The organism is Hymenobacter coccineus, from assembly GCF_001816125.1.
In the GTDB taxonomy this organism is placed as follows: domain Bacteria; phylum Bacteroidota; class Bacteroidia; order Cytophagales; family Hymenobacteraceae; genus Hymenobacter; species Hymenobacter coccineus.
On sequence record NZ_MDZA01000011.1, the window covers coordinates 1 to 21,829 of the forward strand.

The 21,829-nt window shown below is 62.9% G+C and carries 16 protein-coding genes and 1 pseudogene; 11 read left to right on the plus strand and 6 right to left on the minus strand.

Translation table 11 applies throughout. From position 1 onward, the window contains the following. Nucleotides 1-180 precede the first annotated feature (180 nt). The gene (locus tag BEN49_RS00775; RefSeq protein WP_070739366.1) at nucleotides 181-645 is read right to left on the minus strand and encodes a M48 family metalloprotease; all 465 of its coding nucleotides are present in this window, start codon (nucleotides 643-645) and stop codon (nucleotides 181-183) included. A gap of 196 nt (nucleotides 646-841) precedes the next feature. Here BEN49_RS00775 and BEN49_RS00780 point away from each other — a divergent pair, with 196 nt between their 5' ends. After that, on the plus strand, nucleotides 842-1,666 hold the full coding sequence (locus BEN49_RS00780; RefSeq protein WP_070739369.1) for a polyphosphate kinase 2 family protein: 825 nt from the start codon (nucleotides 842-844) through the stop codon (nucleotides 1,664-1,666). Between the two features lie 152 nt (nucleotides 1,667-1,818). Here the strand turns inward: BEN49_RS00780 and BEN49_RS00785 are convergent, their stop codons facing one another. Then, nucleotides 1,819-3,600 (minus strand): ABC transporter ATP-binding protein, encoded by a 1,782-nt coding sequence (locus BEN49_RS00785; protein ID WP_070739372.1) that lies wholly within the window; start codon nucleotides 3,598-3,600, stop codon nucleotides 1,819-1,821. A 92-nt stretch (nucleotides 3,601-3,692) separates the two neighbouring features. Continuing rightward, nucleotides 3,693-4,061: a DoxX family protein gene (locus BEN49_RS00790; RefSeq protein WP_070739375.1), complete on the minus strand. Its 369-nt coding sequence runs from the start codon at nucleotides 4,059-4,061 to the stop codon at nucleotides 3,693-3,695. A 423-nt stretch (nucleotides 4,062-4,484) separates the two neighbouring features. On the opposite strand from BEN49_RS00790, the gene BEN49_RS00795 reads away from it, so the two are divergent. Together BEN49_RS00795 and BEN49_RS00805 are read left to right on the plus strand one after the other, a co-directional pair. Further along, nucleotides 4,485-5,261 carry an MbnP family protein gene (locus BEN49_RS00795; protein WP_070739378.1) on the plus strand — a complete coding sequence of 259 codons (777 nt, stop codon included), beginning with the start codon at nucleotides 4,485-4,487 and terminating at the stop codon, nucleotides 5,259-5,261. A 266-nt stretch (nucleotides 5,262-5,527) separates the two neighbouring features. After that, complete coding sequence (locus BEN49_RS00805; protein ID WP_070739384.1) at nucleotides 5,528-6,679, plus strand: cytochrome-c peroxidase; 1,152 nt, start codon at nucleotides 5,528-5,530, stop codon at nucleotides 6,677-6,679. An 81-nt stretch (nucleotides 6,680-6,760) separates the two neighbouring features. Here the strand turns inward: BEN49_RS00805 and nagA are convergent, their stop codons facing one another. Beyond that, complete coding sequence (gene nagA, locus BEN49_RS00810) at nucleotides 6,761-7,882, minus strand: N-acetylglucosamine-6-phosphate deacetylase (RefSeq protein ID WP_070739387.1); 1,122 nt, start codon at nucleotides 7,880-7,882, stop codon at nucleotides 6,761-6,763. Nucleotides 7,883-8,192: 310 nt separating this feature from the next. On the opposite strand from nagA, the gene fbaA reads away from it, so the two are divergent. The 8 genes from fbaA (at nucleotide 8,193) to BEN49_RS00850 (ending at nucleotide 18,500) form a co-directional block, all read left to right on the plus strand. Further along, nucleotides 8,193-9,278, plus strand: a complete 1,086-nt coding sequence (gene fbaA / locus BEN49_RS00815) for a class II fructose-bisphosphate aldolase (RefSeq protein WP_070739390.1) — start codon at nucleotides 8,193-8,195, stop codon at nucleotides 9,276-9,278. A gap of 198 nt (nucleotides 9,279-9,476) precedes the next feature. After that, a complete protein-coding gene (locus tag BEN49_RS00820; protein ID WP_070739393.1) occupies nucleotides 9,477-11,696 on the plus strand; it encodes a penicillin acylase family protein in 2,220 nt (739 codons plus the stop codon). 62 nt (nucleotides 11,697-11,758) lie between these two features. Continuing rightward, nucleotides 11,759-12,706 (plus strand): DUF4062 domain-containing protein, encoded by a 948-nt coding sequence (locus tag BEN49_RS00825; RefSeq protein WP_070739396.1) that lies wholly within the window; start codon nucleotides 11,759-11,761, stop codon nucleotides 12,704-12,706. A 105-nt stretch (nucleotides 12,707-12,811) separates the two neighbouring features. Continuing rightward, complete coding sequence (locus BEN49_RS00830) at nucleotides 12,812-14,098, plus strand: metal-dependent hydrolase family protein (RefSeq protein ID WP_070739399.1); 1,287 nt, start codon at nucleotides 12,812-12,814, stop codon at nucleotides 14,096-14,098. 290 nt (nucleotides 14,099-14,388) lie between these two features. Next, nucleotides 14,389-15,228, plus strand: coding sequence for a phosphatase PAP2 family protein (locus tag BEN49_RS00835; protein ID WP_070739402.1), 840 nt, complete (start codon nucleotides 14,389-14,391; stop codon nucleotides 15,226-15,228). 212 nt (nucleotides 15,229-15,440) lie between these two features. After that, on the plus strand, nucleotides 15,441-16,472 hold the full coding sequence (locus tag BEN49_RS00840; protein WP_083325645.1) for a YncE family protein: 1,032 nt from the start codon (nucleotides 15,441-15,443) through the stop codon (nucleotides 16,470-16,472). A 108-nt stretch (nucleotides 16,473-16,580) separates the two neighbouring features. Then, the gene (locus BEN49_RS00845; RefSeq protein WP_070739405.1) at nucleotides 16,581-18,002 is read left to right on the plus strand and encodes a DUF3696 domain-containing protein; all 1,422 of its coding nucleotides are present in this window, start codon (nucleotides 16,581-16,583) and stop codon (nucleotides 18,000-18,002) included. Next, nucleotides 18,003-18,500, plus strand: coding sequence for a hypothetical protein (locus BEN49_RS00850; RefSeq protein WP_070739407.1), 498 nt, complete (start codon nucleotides 18,003-18,005; stop codon nucleotides 18,498-18,500). On the opposite strand, the gene BEN49_RS00855 is transcribed toward BEN49_RS00850, so the two are convergent. Next, entirely contained in the window at nucleotides 18,497-20,017 is a 1,521-nt protein-coding gene (locus tag BEN49_RS00855; RefSeq protein ID WP_317040371.1) for an efflux RND transporter permease subunit, read from the minus strand. The genes BEN49_RS00850 and BEN49_RS00855 overlap by 4 nt on opposite strands. A 200-nt stretch (nucleotides 20,018-20,217) precedes the next feature. Then, nucleotides 20,218-21,675, minus strand: a pseudogene (locus tag BEN49_RS29105) (efflux RND transporter permease subunit); the annotation flags it as partial. Between the last annotated feature and the right edge of the window lie 154 nt (nucleotides 21,676-21,829).

Here is a 21,829-nt window from a genome sequence, read left to right on the forward strand (position 1 = left end):
GGAAGTCTATTTAAACGGTGATTCAAACAGAGCAATCCCGTTTACGTGTTGCAAACGACGGACGGTAGCTTGTAAAAGAAGGGAATAGCAATCCCTCGCTCGCGGCCCTGAAAGGTGCACCTGGTTGAGCCACGAGGCGAAGGATTACTACCCCCTTCGGATTGCTTGAAATCCCCCTTTTTATACGGGAGCCCTGGTCGTCGCCACGGCGGCCAAAGCAGCTTGCGCCTGGGCCAGGCTGGCGCCCAGTTTGCGCAGCACGAAGCCTGAAAATTCGTCGGCCTCCAGCTCGTCCTGCGGGTTGGAGCCGCCGGCGCGCAGGGTGTGGCCGTTGAGGTGGTGGCCCATTTCGTGGGCCAGGATGCTGATGCCGGCCCAGTCGGTGCGGCCGGCGCGGTTCACGGCGGCCAGGAAATCGGGGTTGTAGAGCAGGTAGCGCTTGCCGCCGTACACCACGGCCGCGGCGTTGTCCACGTCGTGGGTGGCGCGCAGCTCGAAGCGGGGCTGCAAGCCCACTACGTTGGTGATTTCCTGGATAATGCCGGTGGCACCCCCGGTTTGGGCCCCGGCGGTGCCGGCGAATGCGCAGGCCAGCAGCAGCCCCAGGGCCGTGCGGCGAAGAAAAAGGGAAATGAGCGTTGGCATAGCGAACGGTGAAGAAGCGGGAAAAATCGGCGAAGGAAGAGAGGGCAAACAACCGGCCAGAAAAAAACCGCCGGGCCCCACAGCGGCCAGCTGGGCCGCTGATTACCTAACGCAGACCAGGGGCCTTTTCGTTTATTTTTTTGGGGCCACCGGCTTGCACCTTCGGCGGCCCGTCCACTATTCGCGTAAAACAAGGATGAAATACCCCGAAACTCCCGCCGTGCTCGTCAAAGGCAAGCACTTCAAGCTGGCCGACGTCTCCCCCGACGACAAGGGCCTCTACGATGACAAGTACGCCCACAAGGAATCGGCGCTGCCGCGCCTGGCCGGCCTGCGCCAGCGCCTGGCCGAACTTCAGGAAAACCTCTACGCCGAGCACCAGCGCAGCCTGTTGCTGGTGTTCCAGGCGATGGACACGGGCGGCAAGGACGGGGCCATCGGCCGCCTGCTGACGGGCGTGAACCCGGCCGGCGTGCAAGTGGCCGCGTTCAAAGCCCCGTCGGCGGCCGAGCTGGCGCACGATTTTCTGTGGCGCGTGCACCTCAAAGCGCCGTCGCGGGGCCACATCGGGGTGTTCAACCGCTCGCACTACGAAGACGTGCTGATAACCCGCGTGCACGAACTAATAGACAAGAAAACTGCTTACCAGCGCTTCGACGACATCAATAACTTCGAGCAGCTGCTGATTCGCAACGGCACGCGCATCCTCAAATTCTTCCTCCACATTTCCAAAGAAGAGCAGGCCGAACGCCTCCAGGACCGCCTCGACGAGCCGGCCAAGCGCTGGAAATTTGAGCCCGGCGACCTCAAGGAGCGCGCCCGCTGGAACGACTACCAGGACGTGTACAGCGACGCGCTGGCCCACTGCTCGACCGACGATGCACCCTGGTTTGTGGTGCCCGCCAACCACAAGTGGACGCGCGACCTAGCCATCACCGAAATTGTAGTGGCCACCTTGGAAGATATGGACCCCAAGCCCCCCAAGGCCGATTTCGACGTGAAAGCGCAGGTAATTAAGTAAGGGAATTATTTATTGATTAATTGCGCGCGGCAACCCATAAACAATTAGCCCGTCCTATTTCAACTGGCGTTTGCGCAGTTGAAATAGGACGGGCTAATTGTTTATGGGTTGCCAATGGCAACCCGTGCTAACGACCGGCGCCGACTTGGCGTTTATGCTTTGGCCAGCACCGCGGGGGCCCGCTCGCCGATTTGCTGGCGCCACATGGCGTAGTACAAGCCTTTGCTTTCCAGCAGCTCGGCGTGGCGGCCGGCTTCGGCCACGTGGCCGCGCTCGAGCACGAAGATGCGGTCGGCGTGGAGGATGGTGCTGAGGCGGTGGGCGATGAGGATGGTGATGTGCTGGCGCGAGCCGGACAGCTCGCGCACCGTGCGCCCGATTTCCTCTTCCGTGAGCGAGTCGAGGGCCGAGGTGGCCTCGTCGAATACGAGCAGGGTGGGGCGGCGCAGCAGGGCCCGGGCGATGCTCAGGCGCTGCTTTTCGCCGCCCGATACCTTCACGCCGCCCTCGCCGAGCACCGTGTCGAGGCCCTGGGGGGCCCGGGCCAGCAGCGTGTCGGCGGCCGCTTCGTGCAGGGCCCGCAGGCATTCTTCGTCCGTTGCATTGGGGGCCACGAAGCGCAGGTTCTCGCGGATGGTGCCGGCGAAGAGCTGTGTGTCCTGCGTCACGAAGCCGATTTGCTCGCGCAGGGCGTCGAGGTCTACCTCGTCGCTCGGTACGCCGTTGTAGCGGATGCGGCCGTCCAGCGGCGGGTACAGGCCCACGAGCAGCTTCACGAGGGTGGTTTTACCCGAGCCCGAGGGCCCCACGAAGGCAATGGTTTCGCCCAGCTTCGCGCCGAAGGAAATGCCGTCCAGGGCCGGCACGTCGGCGCTCAGGTGCTTGAAGCGCACGTCTTCAAAAGCCAGGGTTTCAATCTTTTCGATTTCCACCGGGTGCTCGGGCTTCACGTCGCGCGGGGTATCGAGGATCTTCTGGAAATTAGCCAGCGACGCTTCCGATTCGCGGTAGTTGCCGATGATGGTGCCAAACTCCTGCAACGGCCCAAAGATGGAGAACGAGTAGATGAAGAACGAGAAAAATTCGCCCAGGCTGATGTGGTTCTGCACCCGTAAGTACAGCAGCAGCAAGATGATAACGTTGCGCAGCAAATTCACGAACGTGCCCTGCACGAAGCTCAGCGACCGCAGAAAGCGCACCTTGCGCAACTCCAGCTTCAGGATTTTGCCGGTGATGCCGTTGAGGCGGTCGGTTTCCTGCTGGGCCAGGCCCAGGCTCTTGATCAGCTCGATGTTGCGCAGGCTCTCGGTGGTGGCGCCGGCCAGCGACGTGGTTTCGGCCACAATGGTCTTCTGGATCACCTTGATGCGCTTGCTCAACGCAAAGCTCAAAATGCCCAGCAGCGGAATGGTGAGGAAATAGCCCAGCGCAATGGGCCAGTACACACTGATAGCGTACCACATCACGAAAATAATGCCCACGAGCGCCGTAAAAAGCACGTTGACAAAGCTTTGAATCAGCTTCTCCACGTCGAGGCGCACCTTTTGGAGCTTGCCCAGCGTCTCGCCGGAGCGCTGGTCTTCAAACACCTGGTAGGGCAAGTCGAGCGAGTGCCGCAGGCCGTCGGAATACATGGTGGCCCCCAGCCGCTGCGTAATGACGTTGACGTAGTAATCCTGGAAATTCTTGGCAATGCGCGACACCATGGCCACGCCCAACATCATGGCCAGCAGCGGAATGGCCTCCCGGAAAAAAGGGGCGAACGGCACGTTGCGCATCCCGTTCATGTCGGGGTAGCGTACCGTAAACTGGTCCACCAGCTTGCGGAAAATGTAGGGGTCGAGCAGCGAGAAAACCTGGTTGACGGTGGCCAGCACCAAGGCCAGGGCCAGCAGGCCCCAATAGCGCCGGAGGTAACTAAAAAGTAATTGCATAGAAAAACAAGCGCCAGGCCGGGGCCCGGCGAAAAAGTGCGCAGAAAAAGCGCGCAAGTAAGCTTCTACAACCAAAGCCCAGCGGCGGAGGTTTAGACGGCCAGCGGGGCGGGCCGGCGCAGCACGATGAGCACCAGCAGCAACGCCAGCAGCGCAATGGCCGGCACGCCGCCCGCCAGCCCGCCGGGAATTTTGGTGGCGTGCATCACCACGGCCCCAATCATGATGATGACCAGCCCGGCCGCTGCCAGCCGCGTGAAGCGCGGAATCAGCAAGCCAATGCCGCCCAACACCTCGGCGCCAGCCACCACGTAGGCCAGGGCCCCGGGCAGCCCCATGCTGCTAAACATGCTCACTGTGCCGGGCAGGTCCATAAATTTGTGAACGCCGGAGGCAATGAAGGCAAGGCCGAGCAGCACTTGCAGAACCCAGGCGATGATGTTGCGGGCAGAAGCGGACATGAGAGGCGGGCTAAGGTGAGGGGAGCAAGATAGGGCGCTTGCCCGCAAACTGTTGGTCCCCGGCCCGCTTGAGCTACTCCAGGGCCCCCGCTGCCGCTACCCGCTTGCCCATCAGCACCGCTATTTGGCTCCTTCGCTTCGGTTCAAAAGGCCCCGCCTGGCTCCCGCAACGTGCGGTGAGGGAGTGGGGGAAGAGCGGCTGCGGCTGGGCGTGCGCGCGCCGGTGCCCCCGAAACCTCGGTGCCCGGGCACGGCCTGGCCCGCGGTGTAGCGGCTTCGGGCCTTCTTTTCCGGGGCCCTCCCAGGGGGCGTATATTTGAAAACGACCGCCTGGCGTTGCCTGCCCGCCGCCGGGCACTTTGGGGCCCCGGCGGCGGTTAGGGCTGGCAACGTGGCGCTTATTATTATTTTTTGCTTGTACCGATGAATCTCCGTTTCCGGGCCTGGGCCCTGTTGTTGCCGCTGGTGGCGCTGGCAGCTGGCTGCGAAAAAGACGCCGACCCCGCCACGGTCGCCACCGGCAGCGTGGCGCTGGACCTGACGCACGTGGTGGGCACCGCGCCGCTGGCCTTCGACGGCACGCGCTACACCAAGGCCGACGGCCAAACCTTCCAGGTCACCAAGTTCAAGTACCTGCTCTCGAACGTGCAGCTGCTGCGCGCCGACGGCACCGCCTACGCCGCGCCCGAGAGCTACTACCTCGTGGACGCCGCTAAAACCGCCACCCTGCACTTGGTGGTGCCGGGCGTGCCGCTGGCCGACTATACCGGCCTGCGCTTCGTGGTGGGCGTGGACGCGGCCCGCAATACCGCCGGGGCCCAAACCGGGGCCCTCGACCCCAACAACGACTTGTACTGGGACTGGACGGCGGGCTACGTATTCCTGAAAATGGAGGGCACCTCGCCCCAGGCCCCCCACCCGGCGGCCGCCACCGAGGGCGGCCTGCGCTTCCACGTGGGCGACAACGGCACCCAGCGCACCATCACCTTCGCCGCCGCCCCGCTGGCGGTATCGGCCACCCAGGCGCCCACCGTGCACCTGCGGGTGAACGTGCTGGCCCTGTTCGACAACGCCGGGGCCCCCAGCAAGAATATCGACTTCAGCAAAATCTCCGATGCGATGGGTGGCGTCAGCGCCCCCCTCGTGGCTGATAACTACGCCGCCGGCCTGTTCACCCTGGAGCGCGTGGCTAGTAATTAACGAGTTGTCAGTTGCTCGTCGTCAGTTGTTAGGGAATAGCGTTGCTTCCGAATAAAAATGCCCAAGTCCAACCATAGCACGTCATGCAGAGCGTAGCGCAGCATCTTTCCCGCGTCACTAATCCTGATTACTGGCGCTAAGAAGATGTGCGCTACGCTCTGCATGACGTTCTTTTCTGCTTTTAGGAACAAGTCTAACAGCTGACTAATAACCGACAACGAGCAACGGACAACTCAGTTAGCCGTTTCGCCCCGCCATTTTACCATATGAGGCATTTTTCTTCGCAAGTGCTGCGCCGAACGCGCGGGTGGGTGGCCGCCGGCCTGGTGGGCGTAATTGCCGTGGCCGCGTGCAGCCGCGACGGTGGCGGGGGCGACGCGCCCACCCCCACGCCCCCAACCGCCGCGCCCACGCCTTACGCCCTGGTGCTTCCGAGTAACTTTCCCAGCAGCCCGCTACTGCCTGCCGACAACCCGCTCACGGTGGAAGGCGTGGACTTGGGCCGGTACTTGTTTTACGAAAAAACGCTGTCTGTTGACAATAGCATTTCCTGCGCCTCGTGCCACCGCCAATCGCTGGCCTTCACCGACGGGCTGGCCCACGCCGTGGGCGTGAACGGGGCCCGGCACCCGCGCGGCGCCATGTCGCTCAGTAACTTGCTCTGGGACCCGTTACTGACCTGGGACGGCGCCTCAGCGGGCCTGGAGGTGCAGGCCCACACCCCGCTCACCAACGAAGTGGAGATGCACCAGACGCTGGCCGCCAGCGTAACCAAGCTCCAGGCCCAGCCGGCCTACGTGGCGCGGTTCGCCAAAGCTTTTGGGGCGGGGGCCCTCACGGAAGACAATCTGCTGAAGGCGCTGGCGCAGTTTGTGCGCACGCTGGTATCGGGCAACTCGCGCTACGACCGCTACCGCCGCGGCGACCGTAGCGTGCTCTCGGCCGATGAGGTGCGCGGCTTGCAGCTGTTCATCACCCACCCCAGCGGCACGGCCCTGGGCCGCGGCGGCAACTGCGCCGATTGCCACGCCGGCGACCTGCAAACCAACCACGACTTCGTCAACAACGGCCTCGACCGCACCTTCACCGACCTGGGCCGCGCCGTGCCCACCGGCTTGGCCTCCGACCAGGGCAAGTTCCGCATTCCGTCGCTGCGCAACATCGCCCTCACGGGGCCCTACATGCACGACGGCCGCTTCGCCACCCTCGAAGACGTGCTGGCCCACTACAACGAGCACATCGAGTACGGCAGCCCCAACCTCGACGCCAATATCCTCAACGGCACCAACAGCCCCCTCGGCATCGGCCAGCCCCTGGGCCTGACGGCCACGGAAAAGAAGCAGATCGTGCTGTTTTTGAAAACGTTGACCGATTCCACGTTCATCCAGGACCCCCGCTTCAGCCAGCCCACCGATTGAATGCAGCGTGGACTCTGCGAGTCCGCGCGTTGCACGATTGCTAAGGCTGACGTTCGACCGCGCGGACTCGCAGCGTCCACGCTACAGCCAGCGGTGTAGCTCGCCGTGCAGCACGGTGGCTTGCGCGTTGAAATCGTGGTCGAACGCGCACAGGTCGGCCCGGTAGCCGGGCTCGATTAGGCCCAGGTGGTTGGCCAAGCCTAGCACGCGGGCGGGGTAGAGGCTGGCCATGCGCAGGGCTTCGGGCAGGGCGATGCCCACGTGCTGCACGCAGTTGCGCACGGCCGCCAGCAGCGTGAGGGCCGAGCCGGCGAGCGTGCCGTTGGCGTCCACAAAATGGTCGCCCTGGCGGCGGAACTGGTAGGCCCCGTGGGTCGATTCGTTTACCGCGTCGGTGATGAGGAACAGCCGCTCGCCCATGATTTTGTGGGCGATGCGGATGGCGGCGTAGTCGACGTGCACGCCGTCGGCCACCACGCTGGCGGCCACCGCCTCATCGTCCAGGATGGCCCCCACCAGCCCTGGGGCCCGGTGCAGCAGCCCCGACATGGCATTGAACAAGTGCGTGGCCGCCGCAAACCCTCCCCGAAATGCCGCCTGCCCCTGGGCCAGCGTCGCGTCGGAATGGCCTGCCGAGCACACCACGCCGGCGGCCCGCAGCTGGGCCACGGCGTCGGGCGCGGCCATTTCCGGGGCCAGCGTCATGATGCGGAGCACGCCGGCGCTGGCGGCCAGCAGCTCGGCCAGGGGCCCCGGCGCGGGCCGCTGGATAAATTCGGCGCGGTGCGCGCCTTTCTTGATGGGGTTGAGGTAGGGGCCCTCCAGGTGCAGTCCCAGCAGGCCGGGCGTGGTGGGCAGGGCCGCGCGCACCGCCGCGATGGCCGCCTGCATCAGGGCGGGCGCGTTGGTGGGCATGGTGGGCAGGAAGCTGGTGGTGCCGTGGCGCAGCGTATGGGCCCGCAGGTCGGCGAGGGCTGCGGCGGTGGGCTCGACGGAAAACAGGATGCTGCCCCCGCCATAGAGCTGCAAATCGACGAAGCCGGGGCAGAGGTTGGCGCCGCCTAAGTCGTGCCGCGGCACGTCGGCGGGGGCCTCGGCCGCGGGCAAAACGGCGGCGATAAGCCCGTTGTCAACCAGCACGGCGTGGTGGGGCAGCACGGCGTGGCCGGTGTACACGGTGCAATTGGTGAGCAGGTAGCGCATGGCGGTGGGGGAGGACGTGGGCGCAGCAAAGCCGCGTAGATAGGGCGAAGCTAACCGGCCGCCGGTGGACTTTGGCGCGGGGCCCCAACTAGCCCGGCGGGTATTGGGCAGATATTTTCTAGCAATAAATCGGGGCGTTGTTTCGGGGAAATTGCCGGGGCTGGTGGGCCTAACAGGGTCGTAGGGCTGGCCTGCACCGGGGGTAGTGGCACGGTTTGAACAGGCAGTGCATTATAAAATAAAATCGTGGTGGGGCCCCGAAAACGCTGAAACCCATAAATTGCCGCCTCATTCAGTTCAAGACCATCCCATGTCAACTCCTTCTTTTGGCCGCCTGCGCGCCGGCGTGCTGCACGGCGACGAAGTGCAACAGCTTTTCCAACGCGCCAAGGCTGAGGGCTACGCCCTGCCCGCGGTGAACGTGACCGGCACCGACACCGTGAACGGCGTGCTCGAAGCCGCCCGCGACCTGAACTCGCCCGTCATGATTCAGTTCTCGAACGGCGGCGCCCAGTTCTTCGCCGGCAAATCGGTGCCCAACGACAAGCAGCAGGCCAGCATCGCCGGCGGCATTTCGGGGGCCCAGCACGTGCACGCTATGGCCGCCCTCTACGACGTGCCGGTGGTGCTCCACACCGACCACGCCGCCAAGAAATTGCTGCCCTGGATCGACGGCCTGCTCGACGCCGGCGAGAAGCATTTTGAGCAGTACGGCCAGCCGCTGTACAGCTCGCACATGCTCGACTTGTCGGAAGAGCCGATCGAGGAGAACATTGAAATCTGCGCCAAGTACCTGGCCCGCATGGCCAAAATGGGCATGACGCTGGAAATTGAGCTGGGCGTGACCGGCGGCGAGGAAGACGGCGTGGACAACTCCGACGTCGATTCGAGCAAGCTCTACACCCAGCCTTCGGAAGTGGCCTACGCCTACGAGGAGCTGAGCAAAATCAGCCCGCGCTTCACCGTGGCCGCCGCTTTCGGCAACGTGCACGGCGTGTACAAGCCCGGCAACGTGCGCCTGGAGCCGAAAATCCTGCACAACTCGCAGGAATTCCTACGCGAGAAGCACAAGATTGAGGCGGCCTTGCCCATCGATTTCGTGTTCCACGGCGGCTCGGGCTCCAGCCAGGCGGAAATCCGCGAAGCCATCAGCTACGGCGCCATTAAGATGAACATTGACACCGACTTGCAGTGGGCGCTGTGGGAAGGCATCAAGGACTACTACGTGAAGAACGAGGGCTACCTGCAAGGCCAGATGGGCAACCCCACCGGCCCCGACTCGCCCAACAAGAAGTTCTACGACCCCCGCGTGTGGTTGCGCGAAGGCGAGAAAACTTTCGTGGCGCGCCTCAAGCAGGCCTTCGAAGACCTGAACGCCGTGAACCGCCGCGGCTAGGGCCCCCAGCGTTGCATTTCCCGGAAAGGCCGCCCGTATTGCACGGGCGGCCTTTCTTTGTAGGGTTGACTTTGACTAAAAAGGACGGTCATGCAGAGCGCAGCGAAGCATCTTTACCGCGCCAGTAATTAATTATGATTACTGACACGGTAAAGATGCTTCGCTGCGCTCTGCATGACGTGCTAAGAAATTATCCATATGCGACCAACTCTCATTCTCACCGCCTTACTCGCCCTGGGGGCCCTAACCCAGGCCCAAGCGCAGGCCTTTACGCCCGCCGAAGTGGCCCGTTGGAAGCTCCTGGCCCGGCAAGTTACCGTGGTGCGCGACACCTGGGGCGTGCCCCACATCAACGGCAAAACCGACGCCGACGCCGTGTTTGGGGCCCTGTACACGCAGTGCGAGGAAGATTTTGCGCGGGTGGAGGACAACTACCTCACCGCCCTGGGCCGCCGTGCCGAAGTAGACGGCGAAGCGGCGCTTTACGAAGACCTGCGCGCCCGGCTGTTCATGGACAGCACGCGGGCCGTGGCGGTGTACGGCCGCAGCCCGGCCTGGATGAAGAGCCTGCTCAACGCCTTCGCCGCCGGCACCAACTACTACCTGGCCACCCACCCCGACGTGCACCCGCGGCGCATCCGCCGCTTCCAGCCCTGGATGCCGCTGCTCTTCAGCGAGGGCAGCATCGGGGGCAACGTGAGCGTGGTGCCGGCCGAGCGCATCAAGGCGTTTTACAGCCAGCAGAAGCCGACCTCGTGGCAGGGGCCCCCGGCGGGGAGCGACGAGGCCTTCGACCGCAGCTCGGTGGGCTCGAACGGCTTTGCCATTGCGCCAGCCAAGAGTGCCTCGGGTCATGCCCTGCTGCTGATTAACCCGCACACCTCGTTCTACTTCCGCTCCGAATTGCAGATGACCAGCGCTGCCGGCCTCAACGCTTACGGGGCCGTGACGTGGGGGCAGTTCTTTATCTACCAGGGTTTTAACGCCAAGTGCGGCTGGATGCACACCTCCAGCTACGCCGATTCGATGGACGAGTACCTGGAAACGGTGACGGAAAAGGACGGGAAATACTATTACCAGTACGACGGCAAAACGCTGCCCGTGCGCACTGCCCCCGTGGCGCTGGCCTACCTGAAGGATGGCCAACTGGTGCGCCGCAAGTTCACGACCTACTACACGCCCCACGGCCCCGTGGTGGGCCAGCAAGGCGACAAGTGGGTGACGGTGAAGATGATGGACGACCCGCGCGCGGCTTTGAAGCAGTCGTACCTGCGCACCAAGGCCACCGACTACGCCAGCTTTAAGGAAGTGATGCGGCTGAACGGCAACGCCTCCAACAACACGGTGTTTGCCGACGCCAAGGGCACCATTGCCTACTGGCACGGCAACTTCATGCCCCGCCGCCCCGCGGGCCCCGACTGGGCCCAGCCCGTGGACGGCACCACTAAGGCCACCGAGTGGCAGGGCCTGCACCCGGTGGAAGACCTCGTGCAGGTGCGCAACCCTGCCAGCGGCTTCATTCAGAACTGCAACGGCACGCCCTTCACCGTGGCGGGCCCCGGCAGCAGCCCCGACCCGGCCAAGTACCCCGCCTACATGGCCCCCGAGCCCGACAACTACCGCGAAATCAACGCGGTGCGGGTGCTGAGCCGGCGCCCGGTTTTCACCCTCGACACGCTCATCGCCGCCGCCAACGACCCGCACCTGGCCGGCTTCGAAAAGCTGCTGCCCGCCGCCCTGCGCGACTGCCAGCTGCTGCTCGACGCGGCCAGCGACTCGCCGCTGCCCGCCGGCGTGGCCGCCGCCCTGCCCGTGCTCCGCGCCTGGAACATGAACTACGGCGCCGCCTCGGTGGGCCAAACGCTGGCCATTTACTGGGCCGAGCGCATGCAGCGCCTGGCGCGCCCCCGCGTGCCGGCCGGGGCCCCGCTGGGCTACATCGAGTTCACACAGTTCGTCATCGACCACGTGACGCCCGAGGAAAAAGCCGCCGCCCTGGGCGAAACCATCGCCGAGCTGACCCGCGACTTTGGCCGCTGGGACGTGGCCTGGGGCGAGGTGAACCGCTACCAACGCCTGACCGGCCGCATCGCCGAAACCTACGACGACGCGCGGCCCAGCCTGCCGGTGGCCTTCACCTCGTCGGCCTGGGGCTCGCTGGCCGCATTCGGCGCCCGCCCGGCCCCGAACACCAAGAAGCGCTACGGCTACGTGGGCAACAGCTTCGTGGCGGTGGTAGAATTTGGGCCCCGCGTCATAGCCCGCTCGGTCATTACCGGCGGCCAGGACAGCCGCCCCGGGGCCTCGCACTTCACCGACCAGGCCCCGCTTTACACCCAGGGCAAGTTCAAGGACGTGTGGTTTTACCCCGAAGACGTGGCCAAGCACGTGGAGCGACAGTACCACCCGGGGGAGTAAGGGCCCCCAGCAACATCGTTAGTGGATAGCCGGTAATACGAACGCTTTGATAATCGTCTGTCATGCTGACGAAGGAAGCATCTTATCAGGGCTGCGTCGTTGCGCATCATATCATTCAACTCATGGCCAAGAAATACCAGGTTTTCATCAGCTCTACCTTTGACGACCTCAAGGAGCACCGCGACGCAGTAGTGAAGGCCGTGTTGCAGCTCGGTCACCTGCCCGTTGGTATGGAGATGTTTAACGCGGGTGACCAAACCCAATGGGAAACTATCAAAAGCTACATCGACAGTTCCGATTACTACCTCGTGATACTAGCACACCGCTACGGCTCAAAAGATCCAGCCAGCGGCCTCAGCTACACCGAAAAAGAATATGATTATGCTGGGGAGCAAGGCGTACCCCGCCTGGGGTTTGTAATCCGCAAAGAAGCGGCGTGGCCCGCGCACCTTGTAGAAACGAAAGCAAAGCGTAAACTTGATGCTTTCAAAAAAAAGGTTAGTAGCAATCGGGTAATAAATTTTTGGGAGACACCTAAAGAACTTGCTTTCGAGGTGTTTGCGTCGTTGGGCAATGAAATCGCTATTAATCCGCGTGTTGGGTGGGTGCGGGCTACAGAAGCGGCCAGTCCGCAGGTAGCAGAGGAATTAGCTCGGTTGAGCAAGGAAAACAAAAAGTTGATTGAGCAACTACATTCTTTACGAGTAACAGAAAATCTTGAGGCTTTAGAGAATAAGCTTCGAGAAATTAATTATGAACTCAAGATTGGGGCGTCTTCAAAGACCTATCAACTCTACGAAATATTAATGGCAGTGCTTAAACCTGATAAAAACAGAGGTATTGAAATTGTGCGCGAAATTACCACACATGATATTGAAATGTTCAGAGCAGCAACTTCTGAACTTGAGATGCTCGATCTGATTTTTTATGAAAAAGAGGGGAATCATAATGAAATGAAAATGACACAAAAAGCCAAACGTATTTATGTTAAAAACAATTATTCTTTGTGAGTTTGATAGCATTTCCATTTAACAAACCAATCACCCTTATCTGTATGGTGCAGGTATACTGATTTGAAACCTGCTATAAACAGCATCCTAAACCACTAGGAAATAATGCACCGGATTTTAGTTTTTTGCCTCCTGGCTCTGGGGGCCCTAACCGCCCGCGCCCAGGGCCCCGTGGTGGTACCCGCGCCGCCCACCGCCACGCTGCTGCGGCCCGCCGCCGTATTCGACGGCCAAGACTTGCATCCGGGCTGGGCCGTGCTGGTGGAAAATGGCAAAATTACTGCTGCGGGGCCAGCGGCACAGTTGGGGGCCCCTGCCGGGGCGCGGGTGCTGGAGCTGCCCGGCCTCACGCTGCTGCCGGGCCTCATCGAGGGGCACTCGCACCTGTTGCTGCACCCCTACAACGAAACGCCCTGGGACGACCAGGTGCTGAAGGAGCCGCTGGCCCTGCGCGTGGCCCGCGCCACCGTGCACGCCCAGCGCACGCTGCTGGCCGGCTTCACCACCGCCCGCGACCTGGGCACGGAGGGCGCGGGTTACGCCGACGTGGGCCTCAAGCAAGCCATCGACGAAGGCATTATCCCGGGGCCCCGGCTGCTGGTGGCCACGCGCGCCCTGGTGGCCACCGGCAGCTACGGCCCCCGCCTGGCCGCCGTGGACGACCTGCCCCAGGGGGCCCAGGAAGCCGACGGCGTGGACGGCATCATCAAAGCGGTGCGTGAGCAGATTGGCCGCGGGGCCGACGTCGTGAAAGTATACGCCGACTACCGCTGGGGCCCCGGCGGCACGGCCGCGCCCACGTTTTCGCAGGAAGAACTCGCCCTGATTGTGCAAACCGCCCGCTCCACGGGCCGCGGCGTGGTGGCCCACGCCAGCACCGCCGAGGGCATGCGCCGCGCCGTGCTGGCCGGCGTCGAAACCATCGAGCACGGCGACGGCGGCACGCCCGAGGTGTTCCGCCTGATGAAGCAGCGTGGCGTGGCCCTGTGCCCCACGGTGGCCGCTACCGACGCCATTTCGCAGTACCGCGGCTGGAAAAGAGGCCAGGGCCCCGTGCCCGAGCGAGTGCTGGCCAAGCACCGCGCCGTGCAGGCGGCACTGCAAGCCGGCGTGACGCTGGTGATGGGCAGCGACGTGGGCGTGTTTCCGCACGGCGACAACGCCCGCGAGCTGGAGCTGCTGGTGACCGACTACGGCCTCACGCCGCAGCAGGTGCTGCGCGCCGCCACCGCCGGCAACGCCCAGATTTTCCACCTCGCCGACCGCGGCCGCATCGCCCCCGGCTTGCTCGCCGACCTGGTGGCCGTGGCCGGCGACCCCACCCAGCACGTGGAAGCCCTGCGCCAAGTGCGGCTCGTGATGAAGGGCGGCGTGCTCTACCAACAGCCGTAGCCAACGGTAGCGTAGACGCTGCGAGTCCGCGCGTTGCGAACCAGCCACTTAGCCGTGTGGACTGGCCACGCCTGCGCGGCTTTTGGTGTGGGGCCCCGGGCTGGCGCTCCGGTGCTGAAGCGACGGTAGGGCCCCGGCGGCGAGCCGGTTGCTTAACAATTTGGAAACCCAAGGGCCCAGCGGCGCCGTAGGGGCTTTGGAGCGGACGGCGTGGCCGTGGGGCCCGGGGCCAGCCACAGGTTTGCGACAGAATCAACCATAAATTTTGCACTTATTTAGCAGGGTATCCGATGCAGTTTTCTTTTATCACCATTCGCAAACAAGGGCAGCGCATGAGCGCGGCCGCGTTGCTTTTATGGGCCATGGCCGGCGGGGCGCAGGCCCAGGGCTTGCCCACCGCGCCGCCACCCGCTGCCGCCGACACCACCCACAAATATGAAAACCCCGCCGGCGTGTCCTCCTCCGAGCGAAAGCCGTTTTTCCAGCGCAAGCTTGTGCGCGCCAGCATCGTGCCGGCCATCCTGATCGGCTACGGGGCCTACACGTTCAACGGGGGCGGCTTTTATACCAACGAAGACGCCAACCGCGACATCCACCGCGTCTTTCCGAAATCGAACAGCCGCATTGCCGACTACCTGATTTTTGCGCCCTACCTGGAGTTGGGCGCCGTGGTGCTGGCCGGCGTCGAGTCGCACAACGACCGCGTGAACCTGCTACTGATCCTGGCCAAGAGCGAGGCCATCATGCTGGCCAGCACCTTCGCCGTGAAGCACCTCACCCAAGAGGAGCGGCCCGACGGCTCCGACAAGCTCTCGTTCCCGTCGGGGCACACGGCCCAGGCGTTTTTGGCGGCCAGCATCGTGCACACCGAGTTGCGCGATAAGAGCCCGTGGTACGGCATCGGGGCCTACACCATCGCCACCGGCGTGGGGGCCCTGCGCATGATCAACGAGAAGCACTGGCAGAGCGACGTGTTTGCCGGGGCGGGTTTCGGCATAATGTCGGCCCACCTGGCCTACCTTACCCACCGCAACCGCTGGGGCCGCAAGGGCATCGGCCGCGACATTGGCATCGTGCCCAGCTACTACGGCGGCGCGCCCGGCCTGTGCCTCACCTGGCGCCCCAAGTAGCGGGCCCGGGGGCGTTTGGCCGGTGTGATGGCCCAGAGCGGTTTTTGGACAACTGTGCCTATGTGCTTAGTTAAAAGTGAAGGATTAAAAATCAGGCTGCGAGATTTTTAATCCTTCACTTTTAATTTTTAATTCATTCCAAAAACGTCCGCTAACCTGGAAATTTCTCCAAACAGCGCATTGCAAACCGCCGGCTTACCACTGCAATCCCCATGACCCAACCGCTGCTGTCAATTGCCCTGCTGGGGGCCCTCGCCGGGGCCCCCAGCCAACCCGGCCCCGCGCCCACCTACCGCGTGGCCACCACCTGGCCAGTGGGCGGCGAAGGCGGCTGGGACTACATTGCCGTGGACCACGCCGGCGGGCGCGTTTACGCCTCGCACGCCACCCAGGTGGAAGTGCTGGACCTGACCAGCGGCCAACAAGTGGGCATCATCCCCAACACGGCGGGTGTGCATGGCATCGTGGTGGCGCAGGGGCGCGGCTACATCAGCTGCGGCAAAACCAACACCGTGGTGGATTTTGACCCCCAAACCCTGCGCGTGACGGCCAGCGTGCCCGCCGGGGCCAAGCCCGACGCGCTGTGCTACGACGAGTTTTCGAAGCGGGTGTTCGTCTTCAACAACGACGCCACCACGGCCACTGTGCTCGACGCGGCCACCGGCCAGCCCGTGGGCACCGCCGAGCTGGGCGGGGCCCCCGAGGCGGGCGTGAGCGACGGCAAAGGCACGGTGTTTGTCAACCTCGAAGACAAAAACGAAGTCGTGGCCTTCGACGCCAAAACCCTGGCCGTGCTGCACCGCTGGCCCGTGGGCCCCGGCGAAGAGCCCAGCGGCCTGGCCCTCGACCGCGCCCACCGCCGCCTGTTCAGCGTGTGCGGCAACGAGAAGATGGTGGTGCTCGACGCCGATACTGGCCGCCCCGTAGCCGTGTTGCCCATTGGCAGCGGCGTCGACGGCGTGGTGTTCGACGAAGGCCGGCAGGTAGCCGTCAGCTCCAACGGCAGCGGCACCGTCACGGTGGTGCACGAAGACGGCCCCGAGCAATTTAGCGTGGCCCAGACGCTGGCCACCGCCCGCGGCGCCCGCACCCTCGCCCTCGACGCGGCCACCCACCGCCTTCACTGCCCACCGCCGACCTGGGCCCGCCCCGGCCCCCACGCCCGCCGTGCCCCACCCGCGCATGAGCACCCTGCCCAACACCTTCCGCGTGCTGGTGCTGGAGTAGGGTCCCAGCCCGTGTAAAAAAGGCCCTCTGGTATCGCCAGAGGGCCTTTTTGGGTATTGTAGATCATAGTTTTCGTAGCCCTGCGTTTGAGTAGGTAGTTTTGCCAACCTAATTACCCCGCGACCATGCTAGAAAACCTTCGCATCCAGAATTTCAAGTCCTGGCAGGATACCAGCGATATTCGTTTCGGCAGCCTCACCGGCTTCTTTGGCACCAATTCATCCGGTAAGTCCAGCATTTTGCAATTCCTGCTAATGCTCAAGCAGACGGTAGAATCATCGGATAGGTCGCGAGTTTTAAATCTAGGCGATGATAAAACATACGTGGATTTAGGGACGATGTATGATATTCTGTTCATGCATCGAAATCCAGGATTATTAAAATTTGGTTTTGCATGGGTACCTGACAATACCTATTATACAGAAGTTAATTCATTTAATACGCTGGAGGAAGGATCATTGCCAGAAGCTATATCTTTTGAGGCAGATATCAAAAGGAATGGTGACTATGTTGAGTTATCAAAATTTAATTATCATCACGGGGATAACATAGTAGAAATAATTAAAAGTAAGAAAAAAGTAGATGCTAATTTTATAAGATTATCGCATAATTTATATACATATTATAGGAATTCTAAAGGTTTCAAACCCCGCAAAACTAATTTAACAGTTGAGCCAAGCAAGTTTTATAACGCTTTCAATCTTTCGCATCTAATTTTTGATAGCCAAAGGCATTTTAATCAAGAAATGCCGAAACTACTCGACTACGGGGTCTATGAGCTAGAAAGGCTGTTTGGCAGTATAAGTTATTTAGGGCCTTTGAGAGAATACCCTAGTCGCCTATATGTTTGGGCAGGTGAACAAACTCAAAGTGTAGGTAACCGTGGCGAACGTGCCATAGCGGCCTTACTGTCTTCTCGTAATCAAGGGCCCACTATTGATATGGGCGAAGGCCAACCCAAGCGCACTGTTGAAGAGCACGTAGCCCATTGGCTAAAAGAACTCGGCCTGATTTATTCCTTCAAAGTCCAGCCAATTGCGCCGAATCGCAAAGAGTACGAAGTGCGTATCCAGCGCACAGCTGAATCTGCGAGCGTCTTTTTAACTGATGTGGGATTTGGTGTATCACAAATTCTGCCTGTGTTAGTGTTATTATTTTATGTGCCAGAGGGCAGTACAGTGATATTAGAACAGCCTGAAATTCATTTGCATCCGGCTGTGCAGGCGGGGTTGGCTGATGTATTTATTGACGCGATTAAAAGGCGTAATATTCAGATTATACTAGAAAGCCATAGCGAGCACTTATTGCAGCGCCTGCAACGGCGTATGGCCGAATTTGGTGTAGATGAGCAAAAGGGATTTGACGCCAACAAGGCTCAACTCTATTTTACTGATATTGAGGCAGGCCGTTCCAAATTGACTCCCTTGGCCCTTGACGACTACGGCAATATCAGTAATTGGCCGGTTGGCTTTTTCGGCGACCCTTTTGCTGATGCAGCTGCCATGCTCGATGCCGAAATGAAACGCCGCCAAGCTTCTTCGGTTTAGATGGAACCGATTTTGATGGATACCAACGTGGGCGTGGTTGCTAATGATGGCCATCCCGATGCTTCGCCGGCCTGCGTTCGGAGTGCCATTGCCCGCCTCCACCAGCTTATGGCAAACGAGATTCTCGTTCTCGACGCGGATTGGGAAATTCTTCGGGAATACGAACGTAACCTTACCCCTAAAGTTGGGCCCCGGGCTGGCAACTTGTTCTTGCGGTGGGTTTATAATAATCGCACAAATGTTGAGCGCTGCCACACGGTCACTCTCATCCGCACGCCGGAAAACCAGTACGAAGCCTTTCCCACGGACCCGGCTCTTGCGGCTTTTGACTTATCCGACCGCAAGTTTGTAGCAACTGCCCTTACCCACCCGGCGAAACCATTGGTGGTAAATGCAACTGATTCTGATTGGCACCATCACCGAGAGGCCCTCAAAGCTCATGGCGTGAGTGTAGAATTTATTTGCCCTGCTGAGATGACCGCGCCCCGTCAAAACTAGGTGGCAGGAGCAGACTGCTCCCCGCCCCCATACGCCAGGCGCAGCAGGCTGGGCAGCACCACTAGCAGCAGGGGCAGGGCCAGCAATAGGCCCCCGATGACGGCGATGGCCAGCGGCTGGTGCAGCTGGGCCCCCGCGCCGATGCCCAGCGCCAGCGGCAGCAGGGCGGCGATGGCGGCCAGGGCCGTCATCAGCTTGGGGCGCAGGCGGGCGGCGATGGCGTAGCCGATGGCCGCCGCCACGGGGCCCCCTTCGGCGCGGAAGTCGTTGAACTGCTGGAAGGTGAAGATGGCGTTTTCGCCGATGATGCCCACCACCATGATGAGGCCGGTGTAGGAGCCCACGTTCAGGGGCGTGCCCGTGAGGTACAGGGCTAGGCTGCCACCGGCGGGCCCCAGGATGGCCACCAGCAGGATGAGGCCCGCGGCTTTCAGGTCGCGGAACAGGAACAGGCCGACGGCAAACACCAGCAGGCAGGCCGTGCCCAGGATGGTGAGCAGCTCCTGAAACGACTGCTGCTGCTCGGCAAACGAGCCGCCGTACTGCACGAAGTAGCCGGGCGGCAGCGGCACCTGGCGGGCAATTTTCTGCTGAATCTCGCGCACCGCCGAGCCCAAGTCGCGCCCGTCGAGGCGGGCCGTTACAGGGGTCATGGCTTGCAGGTTTTCACGCTCCAGCTCGGCGCTGCTCGTGCTCACGGCCACGGTGGCCAGCTCGTCGAGGCGGCGGCGCTGGCCGTTGGGCAGGAACACGGGCTCGGCGCGCATCTGGGCCAGGGTGGCCTGGGCGGCGCCCGGGTAGCGCAGGCGGATGTTCAGCAGCTGCTCGCCGCTGAGCACGTTCCCGGCCACGGTGCCCCCGAGCTGGGTTTGGAGCTGGGTTTGGAAGGCGGTGGCCGTGAGGCCGAACTGCGCGAGCCGCCGCGGGTCGGGGCGCACGTCCACGGAGGGCCCCACGCGCACAATGCCGTTGAACACGTCGGCCGTGCCGGCCGTTTTTTCCACCACGGCGGCCACCTGGTTGGCCAGGGCGTAGCGCTGAGTAGCGTCGGGGCCAAACACCTTGATTTCGATGGGCTGCACGGTGCTCATCAGGTCGCCGAGCATGTCGCCAATTACCTGGCCGAAGTCAATGACCAGCGCCGGCTCGGTGGTTTCGATGCGCTGGCGCAGGTCGGCGATGACCTCCTCGGTGGTGCGGTCGCGGCTGGTTTTGAGGCGGATGAGGTAGTCGCCCCGGTTGGGCTCGGTGATGAAAAAGCCCATTTGGGTGCCGGTGCGGCGCGAGTAGCTGGCCACCTCCGGCACCCGCTGGATCAGGGTTTCGGCGCGGCGCAGCATCCGGTCGGTTTCGTCGAGGCTGGTGCCGGCCGGCGAATTGTAGTCGAGCACAATGGCGCCCTCGTCCATCTCGGGCAAAAAGCCAGTGGCCAGCCGCGGGATGATGAACGCCATGAGCCCAATGAGCCCCAGGATGCCCACCACGCTGTAGGCCGGGTGGCGAATGACCGAGCGCACCCACGGAATGTCGTGGTGCGTGGCTTCGGCGGCGGGGCCCCGCGCAGCGGGGCCGAGGGCGCAGCGGGGCCCGTGGCCAGCTCTAGGCTGTCGTCGGCGGCCACGGTGGTGGCGTCCGCGGGGGCATCCAGGGGCCCAAAGTCGTCGTTGGCCGGGGCCCCGGGGCGGGCCGCTTTGGGCTGCTTGCTCAGCAGCAGGTACACCACCGGCAGGCCCAGCCAGGCCACGAAAAACGAGCAAATCAGCGCCACGACCATCGTGGTGGCCAGCACTTTGAAATAGGCCCCGGCCACGCCGCCCAGCAGCGCGAAAGGCAGGAAAATGACGATGGTGCTGAGGCTGGAGCCCACCAGCGACGGCAGCAGGTGGCGCACCGAACGCTGCACTACCTCGCCGGGCGTGGCCCCCGGGTGCTCCTCGCCCACGCGGTGCAGCTGCTCCACCATCACCACGGCGTCGTCAATCATCAGGCCGATGGCGGCGGCCAGGGCCCCTAAGGTCATGATGTTCAGCGAGTAGCCGAGGCCGAAGTAGAGCACGGCCAGCGTGAGGGCCAGCGCCACGGGCAGCGTGAGCACCAGCGTGAGCGAGGCCCGCCACGAGCGCAGGAACAGCGCCGTGACCACCAGCGCCAGCGCCAGGCCAATCCAGAGCGAATCCTGCACCGAGCGCACCACTTCCGACACGAAATCGGCCTGGTCATAGTACGGCTCCAGGGTGATGCCCTTGGGCAGGCCCGCGCGCAGGGCCCTAACCTTGGCCGCCACGCCCGCGCTGACTTCCACCACGTTGGCGGCGGGCTGGCGCTGCACCGAAATCAGCACCGCGTCGTGGCCGTTGGCGTTGATGCGGGTGTACTCGGGCTGCTCGCCGATGCTCACCGTGGCCACGTCGGCCAGGCGCACCACGCGGCGGTTGTCGTTGCGCAGCACCACGTTTTCCAGGTCTTCCTTTTGCTGGATGGTGGCGTCCGTCACCGTCAGGTAGAGGCGGCGGTAGTCGGCCAGGTAGCCGTTGCTCTGCACGAAGTTGGTGTTATTCAGGGCCGTCTGCACGTCGTCGGGGCCCAGGCCGAGGGCGGCCAATTGGTTGGGAATTAGCTCCACCAGGTACTCCTTGGTGCGCCCGCCCTGCACCTGCACCGCGGCCACGCCCTCCACCTGCGAGATGAACGGCTTGATGGTGAACAGCGCCAGCCGGCGCAGCTCCAACGGCGAGCGGCCCGGGGCCTCCAGCGTGTAGCCCATCACCGGCAAAATGGCCGGGTTCATGCGCTCGACGCTGATGCTAATGTTGGCCGGCAGGTTGCCGCGGGCCTGGTTCAGGCGGCTCTCGATGAGCTGCTGGGCCTGCACCACGTCCACGCCCCAGTTCAGGAAGGCCGAGATTTCGCACGAGCCGCGGCTGGTGGTCGAGCGCAGCAGGCGCAGGCCCGGCACCTGCTTCATGGCGTCTTCCAGGGGCTTGGTCACGGTCACCATCACGCGGTCGGTGGGGGCCAGGCCCACGTCGGCAATCACTTTCACCTTCGGAAACGTCACCTCCGGAAACAGGGCCACGTTCAGCCGCCGGTAGGCCAGCCCGCCCAGTGCGAGGGCCAGCGCCAGCATCACCGCAATGGGCGCCTTGTAGGCTTGGAAGAAGGAGGGGCGCGGCATGGGGGAGAGTGGTAGAATTTTGAGGATCAGGGCGGCACGCAGCGGTATGAGCCATTGCTAAGAAGCTCATTGGGTTAACAAAACGGTCATGCTCATCTGGCGTCCGCGCAGCCGAAGCATCTATACTGCTCAACTAATCATGATTACTGCCACG

Excerpts from the sequence above, each read along its gene's own strand:
- BEN49_RS00845 (WP_070739405.1), top strand. The coding sequence starts at position 16,581 with ATGCTAGAAAACCTTCGCATCCAGAATTTCAAGTCCTGGCAGGATACC.
- BEN49_RS00830 (WP_070739399.1), top strand. The coding sequence starts at position 12,812 with ATGCACCGGATTTTAGTTTTTTGCCTCCTGGCTCTGGGGGCCCTAACC.
- fbaA (WP_070739390.1), top strand. The coding sequence starts at position 8,193 with ATGTCAACTCCTTCTTTTGGCCGCCTGCGCGCCGGCGTGCTGCACGGC.
- BEN49_RS00820 (WP_070739393.1), top strand. The coding sequence starts at position 9,477 with ATGCGACCAACTCTCATTCTCACCGCCTTACTCGCCCTGGGGGCCCTA.
- nagA (WP_070739387.1), bottom strand. The coding sequence starts at position 7,882 with ATGCGCTACCTGCTCACCAATTGCACCGTGTACACCGGCCACGCCGTG.
- BEN49_RS00850 (WP_070739407.1), top strand. The coding sequence starts at position 18,003 with ATGGAACCGATTTTGATGGATACCAACGTGGGCGTGGTTGCTAATGAT.
- BEN49_RS00775 (WP_070739366.1), bottom strand. The coding sequence starts at position 645 with ATGCCAACGCTCATTTCCCTTTTTCTTCGCCGCACGGCCCTGGGGCTG.
- BEN49_RS00805 (WP_070739384.1), top strand. The coding sequence starts at position 5,528 with ATGAGGCATTTTTCTTCGCAAGTGCTGCGCCGAACGCGCGGGTGGGTG.
- BEN49_RS00835 (WP_070739402.1), top strand. The coding sequence starts at position 14,389 with ATGCAGTTTTCTTTTATCACCATTCGCAAACAAGGGCAGCGCATGAGC.
- BEN49_RS00780 (WP_070739369.1), top strand. The coding sequence starts at position 842 with ATGAAATACCCCGAAACTCCCGCCGTGCTCGTCAAAGGCAAGCACTTC.
- BEN49_RS00785 (WP_070739372.1), bottom strand. The coding sequence starts at position 3,600 with ATGCAATTACTTTTTAGTTACCTCCGGCGCTATTGGGGCCTGCTGGCC.
- BEN49_RS00795 (WP_070739378.1), top strand. The coding sequence starts at position 4,485 with ATGAATCTCCGTTTCCGGGCCTGGGCCCTGTTGTTGCCGCTGGTGGCG.
- BEN49_RS00840 (WP_083325645.1), top strand. The coding sequence starts at position 15,441 with ATGACCCAACCGCTGCTGTCAATTGCCCTGCTGGGGGCCCTCGCCGGG.
- BEN49_RS00790 (WP_070739375.1), bottom strand. The coding sequence starts at position 4,061 with ATGTCCGCTTCTGCCCGCAACATCATCGCCTGGGTTCTGCAAGTGCTG.
- BEN49_RS00825 (WP_070739396.1), top strand. The coding sequence starts at position 11,759 with ATGCTGACGAAGGAAGCATCTTATCAGGGCTGCGTCGTTGCGCATCAT.